The 15,218-nt window shown below is 44.8% G+C and carries 15 protein-coding genes, 2 tRNA genes and 2 pseudogenes; 15 read left to right on the forward strand and 4 right to left on the reverse strand.

Annotated features, from left to right (window positions below; translation table 11 throughout):
- Positions 1-130: 130 nt before the first annotated feature.
- Together QY309_02580 and QY309_02585 are read right to left on the reverse strand one after the other, a co-directional pair.
- Positions 131-1,677, reverse strand: a pseudogene (locus tag QY309_02580) (IS1182 family transposase).
- 79 nt (positions 1,678-1,756) lie between these two features.
- Positions 1,757-1,830: transfer RNA gene (locus QY309_02585), tRNA-Ala, on the reverse strand.
- Positions 1,831-1,933: 103 nt separating this feature from the next.
- On the opposite strand from QY309_02585, the gene QY309_02590 reads away from it, so the two are divergent.
- The 5 genes from QY309_02590 (at position 1,934) to QY309_02610 (ending at position 5,559) form a co-directional block, all read left to right on the forward strand.
- Entirely contained in the window at positions 1,934-2,350 is a 417-nt protein-coding gene (locus tag QY309_02590; GenBank protein ID WKZ60371.1) for an SRPBCC domain-containing protein, read from the forward strand.
- Between the two features lie 74 nt (positions 2,351-2,424).
- Positions 2,425-2,814 (forward strand): hypothetical protein, encoded by a 390-nt coding sequence (locus QY309_02595; GenBank protein WKZ60372.1) that lies wholly within the window; start codon positions 2,425-2,427, stop codon positions 2,812-2,814.
- A 278-nt stretch (positions 2,815-3,092) separates the two neighbouring features.
- Positions 3,093-4,013, forward strand: coding sequence for a transporter (locus QY309_02600; GenBank protein ID WKZ60373.1), 921 nt, complete (start codon positions 3,093-3,095; stop codon positions 4,011-4,013).
- A gap of 60 nt (positions 4,014-4,073) precedes the next feature.
- Positions 4,074-4,595, forward strand: coding sequence for a hypothetical protein (locus QY309_02605; GenBank protein WKZ60374.1), 522 nt, complete (start codon positions 4,074-4,076; stop codon positions 4,593-4,595).
- Between the two features lie 64 nt (positions 4,596-4,659).
- Positions 4,660-5,559, forward strand: coding sequence for a vanadium-dependent haloperoxidase (locus QY309_02610; GenBank protein ID WKZ60375.1), 900 nt, complete (start codon positions 4,660-4,662; stop codon positions 5,557-5,559).
- A gap of 126 nt (positions 5,560-5,685) precedes the next feature.
- On the opposite strand, the gene QY309_02615 is transcribed toward QY309_02610, so the two are convergent.
- Complete coding sequence (locus QY309_02615) at positions 5,686-6,456, reverse strand: maleylpyruvate isomerase N-terminal domain-containing protein (GenBank protein ID WKZ60376.1); 771 nt, start codon at positions 6,454-6,456, stop codon at positions 5,686-5,688.
- 92 nt (positions 6,457-6,548) lie between these two features.
- Here QY309_02615 and QY309_02620 point away from each other — a divergent pair, with 92 nt between their 5' ends.
- From QY309_02620 to QY309_02655, 8 genes are all read left to right on the forward strand, one after another.
- Positions 6,549-7,613 carry a hypothetical protein gene (locus QY309_02620; GenBank protein ID WKZ60377.1) on the forward strand — a complete coding sequence of 355 codons (1,065 nt, stop codon included), beginning with the start codon at positions 6,549-6,551 and terminating at the stop codon, positions 7,611-7,613.
- A complete protein-coding gene (locus QY309_02625; GenBank protein WKZ60378.1) occupies positions 7,597-8,766 on the forward strand; it encodes a hypothetical protein in 1,170 nt (389 codons plus the stop codon). Before QY309_02620 ends, QY309_02625 begins: the two co-directional genes overlap by 17 nt.
- 59 nt (positions 8,767-8,825) lie before the next feature.
- Positions 8,826-10,649 carry a TonB-dependent receptor gene (locus QY309_02630; GenBank protein WKZ60379.1) on the forward strand — a complete coding sequence of 608 codons (1,824 nt, stop codon included), beginning with the start codon at positions 8,826-8,828 and terminating at the stop codon, positions 10,647-10,649.
- Positions 10,650-10,808: 159 nt separating this feature from the next.
- Positions 10,809-11,015, forward strand: coding sequence for a hypothetical protein (locus QY309_02635; GenBank protein ID WKZ60380.1), 207 nt, complete (start codon positions 10,809-10,811; stop codon positions 11,013-11,015).
- Positions 11,016-11,099: 84 nt separating this feature from the next.
- A tRNA-Pro gene (locus QY309_02640) sits at positions 11,100-11,174 on the forward strand.
- Between the two features lie 101 nt (positions 11,175-11,275).
- Complete coding sequence (locus tag QY309_02645) at positions 11,276-11,770, forward strand: VOC family protein (GenBank protein ID WKZ60381.1); 495 nt, start codon at positions 11,276-11,278, stop codon at positions 11,768-11,770.
- Complete coding sequence (locus QY309_02650) at positions 11,767-12,432, forward strand: alpha/beta hydrolase (GenBank protein ID WKZ60382.1); 666 nt, start codon at positions 11,767-11,769, stop codon at positions 12,430-12,432. Before QY309_02645 ends, QY309_02650 begins: the two co-directional genes overlap by 4 nt.
- 9 nt (positions 12,433-12,441) lie before the next feature.
- Positions 12,442-13,356, forward strand: coding sequence for a pirin family protein (locus QY309_02655; GenBank protein WKZ60383.1), 915 nt, complete (start codon positions 12,442-12,444; stop codon positions 13,354-13,356).
- A 9-nt stretch (positions 13,357-13,365) separates the two neighbouring features.
- On the opposite strand, the gene QY309_02660 is transcribed toward QY309_02655, so the two are convergent.
- Positions 13,366-13,992 (reverse strand): carboxypeptidase-like regulatory domain-containing protein, encoded by a 627-nt coding sequence (locus tag QY309_02660; protein WKZ60384.1) that lies wholly within the window; start codon positions 13,990-13,992, stop codon positions 13,366-13,368.
- Positions 13,993-14,100: 108 nt separating this feature from the next.
- On the opposite strand from QY309_02660, the pseudogene QY309_02665 reads away from it, so the two are divergent.
- Both QY309_02665 and QY309_02670 read left to right on the forward strand, forming a co-directional pair.
- Positions 14,101-14,489, forward strand: a pseudogene (locus tag QY309_02665) (metalloregulator ArsR/SmtB family transcription factor).
- 24 nt (positions 14,490-14,513) lie between these two features.
- Positions 14,514-15,209, forward strand: a complete 696-nt coding sequence (locus QY309_02670) for a YjjG family noncanonical pyrimidine nucleotidase (GenBank protein WKZ60385.1) — start codon at positions 14,514-14,516, stop codon at positions 15,207-15,209.
- Positions 15,210-15,218 lie beyond the last annotated feature (9 nt).

Genomic DNA, 15,218 nt, shown 5'->3' on the forward strand with positions numbered 1-15,218 from the left:
CCGATTATTTTTAAAAAGAAAAGAGGCTGTCTCAAAAGTAGAGATGGCCTCTTTTTTTTTGGAGGCTGCTATTTTTCCTTAGTTGCTGAGGTGATTTTTCAAAAGAAAAAATATTGAGTTGACCATAGGGGGCAAGCTTAGCCAGATTATGAGCTAATGCAAGCAATCCGGTTTCAATTTCTACTTTATCTAACCCCTTGAGCATAAACCTTTTGAAGTTTTTATTGTATTTGATGTTACCAAAAATAGGTTCCACATCAGCGGGTCTTCGTTTACGGTAAGCAACACCTTGCTCACTTTTTAATCGTTCATCGGCTTGTTGTTTGAGTTTACGCAAGCGATGATTGATGCTGACGATGCGATTGCCTTTTTGCTGATGACATTGTTCCCGTAAGGGACACCCATGGCATTTGACAGCCTGATATTTTATCATCTTCTGTTTAAATCCATTGGCAGTAGTGCGATAGGATTCCCCAATCGGCTTCATGGGTTTGCCTGACGGACAGATGATCATATCACGCTGCTTATCGTACTGGAAGTTATCGCTCTTAAAGGCATCGAAATTCTTACTTCGCTGCGAACGGTCGAACTGATTGTGTTTGATGTAGCCCTCAATGTTACGATTAGCCAGCAGTTGATAATTTTCTTCCGAGCCATAGCCGGCATCGGCTACAACAACTTGCGGATAGTGTTTATAGAGCGTATAAAAGGAATCGATGTGTCTTTTCAGTGTGGTGGTGTCGGTTGGATTCTGATGCAGGCTGTAGTGAACGATATATTGATTGTGACTGGATAGTTGAACATTGTAGGCAGGCTTGAGTTGACCGTTGCGCATATGGTCTTCTTTCATGCGCATGAACGTAGCATCGGTGTCCGTCTTGGAGTAGCTGTTGCGTTTGCCTAATAATTTTTCATGCTGCTTATACCGCTTCATGCTTGCCGGCCAGTTCTTCTTTGCATACTGTAGCTTCTGTTTTACTACTTTCTTGGTTACTGGTTTGCCCTCCAATGCACGGTCGATCTTATCAATCACATTTTTTACCTGCGTGGCATTTACCGGTGCAAAACTCTGGGGTGCTTCATCCTTTAATTCTTCGGCAGCAATACGCTCAGCATAGGCCCACAGTTCTTTTAATTGTTCTTCCATTTTTGCCTTACTGGTCTTAATGGCATTGCCCCACACAAAGGTGTAGCGGTTTGCCTGAGCTTCTATCTTGGTGCCATCGGTAAACACTTCTTTCAAACTTAAATGCCCGGCCTCCACCAACAATTCAACCACTTGACCAAATACGGTCTTCAATACATCTTTAAGGCGCTCGCTGCGGAAGCGGTTAATTGTATTATGGTCTGGCTTATTCATACCGGCAAGCCACATGAAGTGGATATTCTCTTTCGCGGCAGCTTCATCTTTCTGGAGGAATAGGTGTTGTTCAAATAGCCATACACCAGTACTTTCAGCAGTAGCCGCGGATGATAGCTGGAAGTGCCTCCGCCTTTAAACTTCTTAATTAAGGGATCAATATTAATCCGGTCGATAACTTGGTTAACAACGCGTACCGGATGATTTGCCGTTATGAGTTCCTCCAAGCTGGGAGGCAACATCATCACCTGGTTGGGTGTGTAGTCTTTAAATACTACTTTTGATTTAGCGCACACAAGCAAGATAGCGACTTGCATTAAAAGAGGAATGCTTCGGCTTCTCTTTTTTTATCCCCTTTAAATCAAAGAGGCTGCCCTTTTGAGACAGCCTCTTAGGTGGAGCATATCGGAGTCGAACCGATGACCTCTACAATGCCATTGTAGCGCTCTAGCCAGCTGAGCTAATGCCCCCTTTAGTGCTCTAGCCTCCCGATAGTTATCGGGAGAGCTAATGCCCATTGCGGGCTGCAAATATATTCTTTTTCGTAATTTCGGGAAACCTTGCCAGGAGTTTATGCCCGACATCCACCATAAATTTCATGTAAACGCTTCGCCTCATCAGGTTTTTGAAACTTTTACCAGATCGGAAGGTCTTAATTCGTGGTGGACACTCCAGTCTAGTGGAGAACCGCTAAAAGGTAATGTCTACAACTTCTATTTTGGCCCTGCCTACGATTGGCTTGCAGCAGTAATCCATGTGATTCCCGATCAGGAATTGACCTGGCGCATGACGCGGGCCATGGATGATTGGATGGAGACAGAAGTTGGATTCAGACTTACCCCGGAAGGTTCGGGTACGGCCATTTGGTTTTTTCATACCGGCTGGAAAGAATTGTCAGACCACTATGCCATCTCAAAATTTTTGTTGGGGACAGTTGTTAAATGGCATGAAAAATTATCTGGAAAAAGGAACTGTGATTCCTTTTCCTGAGCGGAATTAACTCATGTACTTGTAGGATTTGATAATATTTCATTTCTTTATCAATCGTACCCCATTTGAAATTGGTGAAAAAGTTAGTTTCAGTCGCGCTGCTTTTGGTTTTCCTCTTTAGTGTTGGAGGATACTACCTTGTATTTATGGGGTTGCGCTACTCAATTTATACTGACCTCTCTCAACGGATTGATGTTCATGATTTTGATCCGGGGGAAACATTGGAGTTTAAAATTCCACTCACACTCCCTTATCCGATTTACCATGACGACTACGTAAGAAATCACGGTGAATTCGAATACGATGGTGAATACTACATACTGGCCGGGCAAAAGCTGGTTAATGACACCCTGTATATAAAGAGTGTGCGCAACGACAAACGGAAGCAATTGACCGAAACGTTTAAGAATTTGCGCAAGCAGCCTCCGCTTCCGGGCAAGATGATAACCGAATACTGCTGGTAAAAATCATTAAAGATTTTAAAGGAACCGAAGAACTTACGCATATCCATCAACCCGGATGGCAACGTACCTTTACGTTTATAAAACCATCTAACACACAGCTGGCTGGCTACACACGGCCGCATTTTCATCCTCCCGATTTTCTTCTCTAGAATTTTTTCTTTTTTCTGTTTAGCACCTTTATGGGAGTTACCTCCTGTATGCAGGTATTGCTGAATACAATTATTCAGTGTTTATCTGTGTTTTAGGTGCCCGTATTCATTGTATTTAAAACGCCACATATGAAAATATTTACTATACCATTAATCGGTATGATGTGTTGGGCTTTACAAGTAAGCCAGGCACAAACACCTACCGATGCTGTTATGATGAAACAGCGAGAATTTTGCTTTGCAGCGATGTATGACTACGGGTCATTCAATCACTATTATGAAGGTGATTTTCTAAGAACCAATGCAACCATAGCAACTGTATATCGAAAAACTTTTTTACCCATGCTTGCAATTGGCTTGCATGACCGGATTAATCTGATTGTAGGTGCTCCCTACATTCAAACCCGCTCCAGTAATCCGAACGGAGGCCGCCTGGAAGGTGCAAAGGGTTTGCAGGATTTTGGAGTGACGTTGAAAGCTGAAGTATTTAACCGTGAGCTTGGCAGCGGGAAGCTGCATGTATTAACCGCCTTGGGGTACTCAACTCCTATGACCAATTATCTTTCTGACTACATGCCGTATAGCCTGGGGTTTGGCGCGAATGAATTTAGTGCGCGTGCAATAGCACAGTATAAATTAACCATGGGTTTATATGCCCGCGTTTCTTTGGCTCACCAATGGCGAGGACAGACAAAGGCTGAACGTGATTATTACTACAACAACGGTAGTTACTATACGCCATGGATGGACGTTCCAAATGCGTGGAATTATCAAACCGTGTTGGGCGCATCTTTGTTGAAGAATTCACTTCGGTTAGAAGCAAGTTTTTCAAGTTTCCGGTGTACAAGCGGGGACGATATAAGAAGTTACAATGCTCCCCAACCAACCAATAAGGTTGTATCCGATCAAATTGGATTTATGGTTCAATACTATTTTCCTCAGGTTAAAGGATTGGGCGTATTGGCCTACTATAACAATGTAATCAATGGCCGCAATTGTGCTAAGATTGAAAATCTTGGAGGCGGACTAACATACCAATTCAAACTATAACCGTAGCAACATGAAAAAGATTTTACGATAAAATTTATCATCCTTTTATGCTGCACGGTTTTGTCGTGCGAAGAAGAGTTGCCTCGGTTTGCGAACTATGAGTCGTACCTGTTTTCAACAGTTGATGAAGACGGGGGAACATGGACACCGGTCTTGTTGGCTTCGCCAGATCAAGTGTTGATTGATGAACCCGATGATGTATCATCCCCTGCCTATCAGCAAGAATTGACTGAATTGAAATCGATAACCTCAAACCTGAACAGCCAGCAACGAAAAGCTGTAACCTATTGGACGAACAATCCTGTATTGCGTTGGAACGAAATTGCACTGGAACTCATCGCCAAATACAACCTGATACCCGGCCCAAACCCGGATGGAACCTACACCCTTCCAATCCGGCAAATCCTGATGGTCCTCCCCCTTTTTCCATTTGCCCATCCACCGTATGCCGCTCGTGCACTTGCTTATTTGAGTGTGGCTCAGTATGACGACTTATTTCGGCATGGCATTACAAATACGTATATAATCGTGAGTCACCTTACGAGTCGACAGTTCCATTCCTGTTGCTTACATAAAAAATAATATTCCATCGTATCCTGCAGATGGTGCCGTAATAGCGGCAGCTTCGCGTGATATTTTATCAGCCATGTTTCCGCTTGAAAAGGATTATCTCGCTGAACGCGCAGAAGAACATATGCAAAGTTTGATGTGGGCCGGTTTGCATGTGGAGAGTGACATTACAGCAGGTGAGTACCTGGGTGAGGAAGTGGCGAAGGTGGGCTTGGCTCGGGCAGGGAATGACGGCATGAAGAATGCACAATGCCCCAAGCCGGTATCGGACTCTATTGCTGCATCTGCGTTTGACCGCTATGGATGGAAATGGGAAAACCTGGAGATACCCAAGCGACCGGTGGGCTTAACCCCATTGTATGGCCAGGTACAAATGTGGAGCATTGATAATGTAGAAGACGTTCGACCAGGACCGCCACCGGCAATAGGCTCACCTGAGTATGAAGAAGATGTCAAGCTTCTAAAGGATATGGCAAAAAACAGAACAGAAGAAAGAAGGCGTATTGCGAATTTTTGGCAAGATGGATTAGGCACGTATACTCCGCCTGGTCATTGGAACAGATTTGCCAAAGAGTTCCTTATCAAATACAACGTAAGTCCGTTGCGGTCGGCACGGACATTTGCCTATTTAAACATGGCGATGATGGATGGGGGCATTAGCTGCTGGGATGCCAAATATTATTATCACTATCCACGACCGATACAAACCATTTCAGGGTTTACCACAATTGCAGGCACGCCTAATTTCCCGAGTTATACGTCTGGCCACAGTGTTTTCTCTGCTGCGGGAGCAGAGGTGTTGGCTTATATTTTTCCGCAGGAAGCACAACGTGTACGCGAATGGGCGCTTGAAGCAGCCATGTCGCGGGTGTATGGCGGAATACACTGGTCCTTTGACGCAACAGTAGGCACGCAACAAGGTATTGATGTTGCCAGCTATACCGTTGCCAGGGCTATGGATGATGGAGCTGATTAAACAGTTCATATAGTGTTAAACAGGTGAGGGGCCAGGGGTGGCCCCTCATTATTTTTAACACTTTCAAAATCTAGGCCATCACCGCCAACATTGAAAAAATGGGTTGGCTGAGCACAACATCACCCTTCACCTGAATTTTCTTTTCGCATCCTCAGCAGATAATCCTTTGGTGAATAATTTCCACGCAGTATCGGGGTCGAGGGAAATTGTAGTGTGCGGTGTCACATGATCTTTTTCGAATGACCATGTATTATTGGTGCGCACAACCTGCCATGAGTGGCCAAGTTCTGAAGTTACCTCAACACGGATACAGGTGCCGTCTGCCGCCAGTGTGTTTCGGTACGCATGTGGCAGGGCCTGCATAAACGTTTCAATAAGCGGAGTAAAAAATTCATCCGTCATGATGCCGGGCTTACCCACTGCGTCTCGGATTTGTTGTTGGTGATGCCACTTCTCGGTGTATTCGCGGGCAATGTGAAACCAGTTGGGTGATTCGGTTTGTCCGGCCCAACTCACAGCAAACATAGCGGGTTTAAACGGATCAAGTTTACGAAGTTGTTCAATGTAAAGCGGCCCTGTACTTTCAAGCAAATCGGTAAGCAGGGTTGGACTTAGTCGTTTGCATGCCTGTACAAAGTCGGCATTGAGTCGGTTCAGGTAATCAACCAGATCCTGGTACGAGTTGATAGTGCCCGGAGGATCACCAAAATATTGGTCGCGCATTTGCGAAATCACACGCAGGTTTCCATCCAGCAGGTGCGCAGCAATGTCTTTTACAGTCCAAAGTCGTGCAAGCGTAGGTTTGTTCCATTCCGTTGCGTTTAATGACCGTAACAACTCGATCAGTTTCTTATCGAGTTCAGGAAAAAGATGAAGTGTTGGAATGGGAATCGTCATACAAAAATTCAGATGGTAAATTAATGAATAGTAGTGACGTTTGAATCACTTTACTGATATGCTTAAGTTTACCTGTATCAATTTCAGTTTTTGTGAAACGCCAGTACCGATTTTTCTTTTTGCTCTTTGCTTTTGTCAACCTTATGGTTGGGTTGTTGGCAGGGTTGGGAAGGCTAGGCTGGTCAGTGCCTGTGCCTGATGCGTACGCACATCATGGCGCCATTATGGTGGGCGGTTTTTTAGGCAGCCTGATTGCCCTTGAAAAAGTGATTCCATTAAAGAAGCCGCTGTTTTTTATCGGACCTTTTCTTAGTGCGGCCAGTATAATGGTATTTATAGCAGGCAATTTTCATGAGGCAGTGATCATGTTGATTGGTGCAGGGATTGTCTTTATGCTGGTCTATGTTCTGTATATTAAACAGCAATACACAACGTACTTCGTAGTTGCATTTTTTGGTGCAGCTTGCTGGACGGTGGGTAACGTGTTGCTGCTTTGGAAAAAGTTTTATCCCATGGCATTTCCGTGGTGGATGGCGTTTTTGTTGTTCACGATTGTTTCTGAGCGATTGGAGTTAACTAAGTTTTTGCCGGTTACACAACAGGCCAAACGCTTGCTTCTTGCCTTTTTTGCATTTTTCATAGTAGGTATCCTCATGCCGTTCCATTCAGCAGGTACGTATGTGAGCGGTATAGCGATGGTGTGTATCAGTCTGTGGTTGCTGCGGTATGATGTAATCAGGCTAACCCTGCGGAAACAAGGACTTGTCAGGTTTACAGCTACTGCTTTGCTGATCGGGTATTTTTGTTTGTTGCTGCAAGGGATCTTTTTGATGACATTGAACAATGCTTCGCTTGGCTACGACATTACGGTGCATACGTTTTTCATCGGATTTGTATTTTCCATGATCTTCGCCCACGGCCCTATTATTTTGCCGGGTGTACTTGGCCTTATGGTAAAGCCTTATCATCCGTTGTTTTATGTACCGTTGGCTGGATTATTTTTTTCACTCGCCATGCGCATTGCCGCAAACGTAACGCTGATCGATTTTTCGTGGCGTGCCATAAGCGGGTGGATTGGTGCCGGAAGTATTTTGTTATATTTTTTGATGATGGTTGTGACAACCATAAAAGCTGTACGTCATGCAACAGCTGCTTAAACTTCCACTTATTTTCTTTTTCATAGCTTCAGTAGTTGGGGTGTTGTTGCGATGGCATCAAGTTTATCCGGTGGAGGGCTTTGTTTATCCGTACTGGTTACACGCACATTCACACCTGATGTTTTTGGGATGGGTTTTCAATACGTTGGCCGTTAACGCAGTCGTTCAATTTTTACCTGATGTGCCTGTTAAGCGTTACACCAACATAATCTGGTTGTTAAATGCATTGGTGTTGGGCATGCTCATTTCGTTTCCGCTTCAGGGGTATGGTGTTTATTCCATTATTATCTCAACCTTGCATACGGTTGTTGCGGTTGTTTTTATTGTTCATTTCTTTCGGGCTACGCGTCACGCAGTTTTGCCCGAAGTGCAATACATGAAAGTTGCTTTCACTTTCTTTATGCTGTCAGCTGCGGGACCATTTGCGTTAGGCGCGCTCATGGCCAACGGATTGGGACAAACACCCGCGTATCATTTGGCGGTGTATTACTACCTGCATTTTCAGTACAACGGTGTGTTCATGTTTGGAGCACTCGCATTGTTTTACCGGTTATTACGACAAAAGGAAGTTGTTATTCAGGAGATGCTGGCACAGCGTGGAAAAATTCTACTCATTATTTCCTGTCTGCTCACCTACGCATTATCTGCATTATGGTTGCAGCCTTCGGTTGTCGTGTATGCACTTGGGTTGGTGGGGGCTTTGCTTCAGATGGTTGCATTTGTTTTTATTTATCGGTCGGTTGATCCAGGTAAAGCAAATGTATTGCAAAGGTTCTCGAAACCAGCCAGGATATTTTTTTTGTTGGCTGTCTTCGCGCTGATTGTAAAACTTTTGCTTCAGCTTGTTTCTGTTGTTCCGGTTGTGGCACAATTGGCATTTGAAGTGCGTTTTTATGTGATCGCATACCTGCACTTGGTTTTGATTGGCGTAGTTTCATTCTTTTTATTGGGATGGTATCATGAGCAAGAATATTTGAAAAAGGTACCACGGACAATTCTTTATCTATTGATTCTGGCATTTGTTGCATCTGAAACCGCCATGATATTAGTTGGTGTAATTGATCTGGATATGATTCGTGCGATCATTCTTTTTTCTTCCATAGCAATGAGCGTAGCGATTGGTGTGTATGCCATCCGGCAAAAAGGAGCGTAGTCAACGTATTGGCATTATGCCAATCGTGTTCTACTTTTGCACGCTTTAAAACCCAACTCATGAAACCCCTGTTGATTGTTACGATTTCTCTATTGATTAGTTTAGCTACTGTTGCTCAACAAGATACCACACGCCTGCTCAATGAAGTGCCGGTTTATGCCAACCGCATCCAAACCGGATTCAATGAAACTTCGGCTAGTGTAAACGTTGTGAATGCGGCACAGCTTCAACACACGCCAGCCATAAGCGTGGCCGATGCACTTCACTATTATGCCGGTGTGGATATGCGCCAGCGCGGTGCCAATGGCGTGCAGGCAGATGCTGGTATTCGCGGCAGCACGTTTGATCAGGTGTTGATTTTAATCAACGGTATAAAAATCAGCGACATGCAAACGGGGCATCACTCCATGAACCTGCCCATTGATATGGATAACGTGGCGCGTATTGAAATTTTAAAAGGACCTGCTGCGCGGGTATTCGGTCAGAATGCGTTTGCAGGAGCGATCAACATCATCACTAAAAATCCGGAGGAAACCTTTGTGAAACTGCAGGCTGTGGCCGGTGAAAACGGATTGGGTGGCGGAAGGCTTTCCGCATCATTGTTCGAAAACGGAGTAGGACACTACCTTTCAGCCAGTCGCGATTTTTCAGATGGCTATAAATACAATACGGATTATGTGATCTCCAATTATTTTTATCAAGCCGGTTGGCAAAGTACAATAGGAAAATTCAGTCTGCTCATGGGATTAACCGACAGAAGTTTTGGTGCGCACGGTTTCTATGCCAGCCCTGCTGATCAGAACCAATTTGAATCGGTGCAAACAAGCCTAACGGCTTTGTCGTTACAAACCAACCCCCGCGAACACATGCGTATTGATCACCGGTTGTATTGGAGACGCAACCAGGATGATTACATTTTCAATAAAAATAATCCTACCGCATACCGGAATCTGCATACAAATAATACCATCGGCTACGAAGTGAATGCATCAATTGACAGCAAAGCAGGTATTACCGGAATGGGTGTGGATATTAATCATTTGAAATTAACCAGCAACAACCTCGGTAATCACAACCGCACGGTGGCTTCGTTATTTTTGGAACATCGGTTTGAATTATTGAGCAAGAAGATGGATGTCACACCGGGTGTTCAACTAAACTACTATTCTGACTTTGGTACTAACCTATTTCCCGGAGTAGACGTTGGATATGTGCTCACCAACAAATTAAAAGCATATGGAAACTGGGGCTATACCTATCGCGTGCCTTCTTATACAGATTTATATTACAGCGATCCTGCCAACTTGGGAAACCCCGATCTTCAACCGGAATATGCATTATCGTACGAAGCGGGCTTGAAGTTGTTGAATGTTGCCGGCCTTACTGCACAGGCAAGTTACTTTGTTCGTAATGGCAATCGCATTATCGACTGGACAAAAGAAGACGAAGCTGACCCCTGGCGACCGGATAACCTGATTGGCGTAGACATGAGCGGAGTAGACATGAACATCAGTTATACCTTTCCGAGAATTTATTTCTTGCACCGACTTGATGTGGGGTACACCTACATCGATGCTGAAAAGCAACAAGATGCAGCATTCTCCCGCTACGCATTGGAGAATCTGAATCATCAGGTGGTTGGTTCATTAACGTTGAAATTTGGCAAGCAGATTTTTGCCAGTTATTATTTCCGTTACGTTGATCGTGCAAGCATGGATGATTACATGATTTCAGATTTACGCTTGAACTGGAGTAATAAAACATGGTCGGTTTTTGCTGATGTTACCAACATGTTCGACCAATCGTACCAGGAAACCAACCTTGTGGTCATGCCCGGCCGTTGGGCAAAGTTGGGGGTGAGTTATACCATTCGGAAAAGTTAGTGAATGATTTAACCGGTTTCAGCGTTTAGCAAGAGAACCCATCATAACACAAATGGAAACTTCTTTTACACCTGTTGATTATGTGTATCGCGAAATCATAGAAGAAGCTATTGCTTCCGGAAAACGGGAAAGGTTTTCTTTTTTGAAAAACCCGGTGTAGTGGAAGAAGCAGAGGGGCAGGTTGTGCAGCTGGAAGAAATTGCGGGAAAGGGATTGTTCATTCACCTCGATTCGCACGCAGCTGTTCGCATCGACCGCATTATCACCTTATTTGGTAAGCCCGGTGCCGCCTTTGATGAATACGATGCCTACGCCAACCAATGCCTCGATTGTAAAGGTGGGTATGATGAAACGAAGTTGGACTAACGCCAGAGTTTCTTAAGTCGTGCCCAAGTTTGCTTTGTGAGTTCGTTTCAGAGTTAGTAATATTGCAGCCCATTTAGGGGAGTTCGGGGTGTAGCGCAGCCCGGTTAGCGCACCACGTTAGGGACGTGGGGGTCGGAAGTTCGAATCTTCTCACCCCGACAAGGCTCGGTTTTCAACTGAGCCTTTTTCATTTTTGGGCATTACTTCGTTACTTGAACCAAATCCTGGTTTATTTCATTCTTACTTAAACAAAGCTGAAAATGAATGATGCATACACCATACCCCCACAAACCCGCATCGGTCATGTGCACCTGAAAGTATCTGACCTTGATCGTGCGCTGAAATTCTATCGCGATTTATTGGGGTTTGAATTAATCACCATGTATGGCGATCAGGCTGCGTTTATCTCTGCAGGGGGTTATCATCACCACATCGGGCTCAATACCTGGCAAAGCAAAGGTGCGCCACCGGCATCACCACATGGTGTGGGGCTTTTTCATACGGCTATTGTATATCCTACGCGAAAAGATTTGGCCGCAATATTGGATCGCTTGCGCCAACATCGTTACCCACTTACCGGAGCTTCTGATCACGGAGTTTCGGAGGCGTTGTATTTGGATGACCCAGATGGAAATGGAGTGGAATTGTATTGGGATAAACCCCGCGATCAATGGCCTCAGAAATCAGATGGCTCCATTGAAATGTATACCAGGGCGCTGAACTTAAATGATCTGCTGGAAGAGCTAAACCGATGAAAAGTTGTTCGCTTACTATTCATATTTCTGAGTCACTCGGTTCGGTTTCCGCTGAGTTGATACAACCGGATAACATGCACAGCATACTTACGTTGGCACACGGTGCGGGTGCGGGAATGAATCATAAATTTATGATTGAACTGTCGGCAACGCTTGCCGCGGAGGGTATCGGTACGTTGCGTTTTAATTTTCCATACATGGAGCAAAAGAAGAAACGACCTGATGTTCCGGCTGTGGCACATGCCGCAGTTGAAGCTGCTCTGCAACATGCACACCAGTTGTTTCCCAATGTTCCCATCTTTGCTTCCGGGAAATCATTTGGTGGAAGAATGTCTTCGCAATGGCTGGCACTTCAGCCGCACGAGTTTATAAAAGGAATAATCTTCTTCGGTTTTCCGTTGCATCCTGCCGGTAAGCCGGGAACAGAACGTGCCGATCATTTAAAAAAAGTATCCGTGCCCATGCTGTTTTTACAAGGTACGCGCGATGAGTTGGCTACGTGGTCGTTGATCACTGAAGTCTGCAGCGATTTACAGCAAGCCACGCTTGTTGCATTGGAACAAGCGAATCATGCATTCTACATTCCCAGGAAAAATGCTTTGCCCATACTCGCAGCAGAAACGGCAGCATGGATTAAGAAAATTCTTAATGAGACAACCTAAAAAATACATATGCTCGATATTGTAATTGAAGCCCGACAGGCATCGTTGGCACCCGGTATGGAAGTGCGCAGAATTCTTCCGTTCAGAATGCGCAGGATGGTGGGGCCGTTCATCTTTATGGATCATGCCGGACCAGTAAATGTTCAGCCGTCAGCAACTACAAACATGGATGTTTTGCCGCACCCGCACATCGGCTTGTCGACTGTGAGTTATTTGTTTGGTGGAAAAGTAATGCATCGCGATAGTTTGGGTGTTGAGCAAATCATTGAGCCCGGTGAAGTCAATTGGATGACAGCCGGAAGCGGCATTGCACACTCCGAACGGTTTGAAGATCCGAACGTATTGGCAGGTGGGGAATTGGAAATGATTCAAACCTGGGTGGCCTTGCCGGAAAAAGATGAAGAAGCAAATCCGGCTTTTGAAAATTATAAACGCGAACAGCTACCCGTGTTTACCGATACCGGGGTTTGGATGCGCCTGATTGCCGGTGATGCTTTTGGATTGGACAACACCGTGAAAACACACTCACCATTATTTTACCTGCATGTGGTATTAGATAAGGGCGCACGTTTTGGTTTACCGACTGGTCATAGTGAACGCGCCATTTATGTAGTGAAGGGAAGTGTGGAAGTTTCGGGTAGAGCGTATTCGATGGGTCAGATGCTGGTATTCACTACAGGCGTTGATCCGGTAATTTTGGCGAAGGAACAAACCACACTAATGTTGTTGGGTGGTGAGCCGTTGGGAGAGCGGTTCATCTGGTGGAATTTTGTGTCATCGCGAAAAGAACGCATTGAACAAGCCAAAGCCGATTGGAAAGCCGGCAGAATTTTGTTGCCACCTACAGATAATAAAGAGTTTGTGCCGTTACCTGAAGATAAATCACGGCCAGCAGGTAGTCCTCCACCAAATGCACTTTCGTAAACGCGTAATTTATTTTTTACCCTGCTTGAGCGACTTGAAGAATTTAGCCCAGTTAAACACGTTGAGGAACGGGTTCATTACCGGAGCATAGCGGTTGGTTTGGGAGGCAGCCCACTGATCGAGGTAGTAGCGTTGATTGGCCGGGCCATCCATAGGCGTTGTTTTTAACATCAGCGCAAGCAATTCCTGATTCATTTGGCGCTGATCGATGTTGCTGTTATCCGTAGGAATGTTAAGCGCCAAAATTGCTTCTTTAAAAACTTCTTCTGTTGGAAAAGCCATCACCTGCACTTCTTTCAGGTAGGTAACATCTTCAACCAACTCAATAACTACCGTGAGGTATTCGCTGGTGTGTTCCGGAACAATGTAATACTGACGCTCATATCCAACGGCACTGATCACCACACTATCCCCAGCCAATACGGGCATGGAAAAGAAACCTACACTGTTCGTAATGTTTCCCCGACCCGCTTTGGGTACATAGATGTGGGCTCCGGGAATTTGCAGGATGTCGCCATTCGCTTCTTCAGCCAATACAATACCTGAAAGCTGAATAATTCTGCGCTGACTTTGCGCCTGCGATACAAAAGCCGCGCAAAACAGAAAAAAGGCTGAAAGAATAATGATACGCTTCACAAATGCAGTTTTTTTGATCTTCCCTCGGCTTCAAAAATACGGATTCAAGGTATAACAGCCTAATTTCAATACCTTTGGAGATGATGAACGGTATGCTAAAGTTCTGACATGCGATTAAAAAATTTTAATCTGGCGTTAGGAACGCAAATTTTCAAGGCCTGTGCCGATGAATCGCGCCTGCGCATTTTACACCTGGTTTTTCAGAATGGCGAAATGTGCATTTCCGACCTGGAGCAAATACTGGGTTTTACCCAGGCAAAAACTTCACGACACCTCATCTACCTGAAAAATTCCGGTATTCTGTCGTACCGCAGGTATAACCATTGGGTGTTTTACCAGGTTAAAGATGAAGTGATGGATATGCTGAATCAGCTTTTTCAATTTTGAGAAAAGACCAACAGCTTCAGGCCGATCAACAAGTGTACAACACGATGTTCTCCAATCGCGAACTGGCCATCAACAAAGTGCAGCTTCAGCCGGAAGGCTGGTTTAAATAAATCCGTTTTTGAACTTCTCTATTCATGCCTAAGTATTCCACTATTTTTTTTGATTTAGATCACACCCTTTGGGATTACGAAACCAACGCTCGCGAAACGTTGTATGAGTTATACCAGCATTACCACTTGCAGCAAAGAGGCATTGATGCCTTTGCGCAATTTCACGAAACGTTTCGGGAAGTGAACGCACAACTCTGGCATTTGTACGATCATGGAAAAATTACCAGCGAGGTCATTCGCGAGGAGCGTTTTAAAAAAATTCTTCAGCCGTTTGGAATTACCGATGATGACCTGAACCGCAAACTCTCAGAAGATTACCTGGCCGAATGCCCCAAAAAAGGAAACCTGATACCCCACGCCATCGAAACGCTTGAATACCTGGCCGGAAGGTATGCCTTAACCGTTATCACCAATGGGTTTGAAGATGTGCAGCGTGTAAAGATTTCCTCATCGGGTATTGGTTCTTATTTTGATCACATCATAACCTCACAACGGGCAGGCCACAAAAAGCCTGCTCCGGAAATTTTTCACTTCGCATTAGCGTTACATGAAGCGACAGCGGATAATACCGTAATGATTGGTGATAACGTGCTGACCGACATAGCCGGAGCGAAAAATGCTTCGATTGATGCGGTTTTATTTAACCCGGATGGGGTTGAGCATGAGGCAGACGTAAACCATGAAATACAAAGTTTAAAAGAGCTTTGTACGCTGCTTTGATTAACTTTG

It is taken from the genome of Cyclobacteriaceae bacterium (assembly GCA_030584025.1).
In the GTDB taxonomy this organism is placed as follows: domain Bacteria; phylum Bacteroidota; class Bacteroidia; order Cytophagales; family Cyclobacteriaceae; genus UBA2336.

Excerpts from the sequence above, each read along its gene's own strand:
- QY309_02600 (WKZ60373.1), top strand. The coding sequence starts at position 3,093 with ATGAAAATATTTACTATACCATTAATCGGTATGATGTGTTGGGCTTTA.
- QY309_02590 (WKZ60371.1), top strand. The coding sequence starts at position 1,934 with ATGCCCGACATCCACCATAAATTTCATGTAAACGCTTCGCCTCATCAG.
- QY309_02615 (WKZ60376.1), bottom strand. The coding sequence starts at position 6,456 with ATGACGATTCCCATTCCAACACTTCATCTTTTTCCTGAACTCGATAAG.
- QY309_02625 (WKZ60378.1), top strand. The coding sequence starts at position 7,597 with ATGCAACAGCTGCTTAAACTTCCACTTATTTTCTTTTTCATAGCTTCA.
- QY309_02610 (WKZ60375.1), top strand. The coding sequence starts at position 4,660 with ATGTTTCCGCTTGAAAAGGATTATCTCGCTGAACGCGCAGAAGAACAT.
- QY309_02630 (WKZ60379.1), top strand. The coding sequence starts at position 8,826 with ATGAAACCCCTGTTGATTGTTACGATTTCTCTATTGATTAGTTTAGCT.
- QY309_02650 (WKZ60382.1), top strand. The coding sequence starts at position 11,767 with ATGAAAAGTTGTTCGCTTACTATTCATATTTCTGAGTCACTCGGTTCG.
- QY309_02655 (WKZ60383.1), top strand. The coding sequence starts at position 12,442 with ATGCTCGATATTGTAATTGAAGCCCGACAGGCATCGTTGGCACCCGGT.
- QY309_02670 (WKZ60385.1), top strand. The coding sequence starts at position 14,514 with ATGCCTAAGTATTCCACTATTTTTTTTGATTTAGATCACACCCTTTGG.
- QY309_02645 (WKZ60381.1), top strand. The coding sequence starts at position 11,276 with ATGAATGATGCATACACCATACCCCCACAAACCCGCATCGGTCATGTG.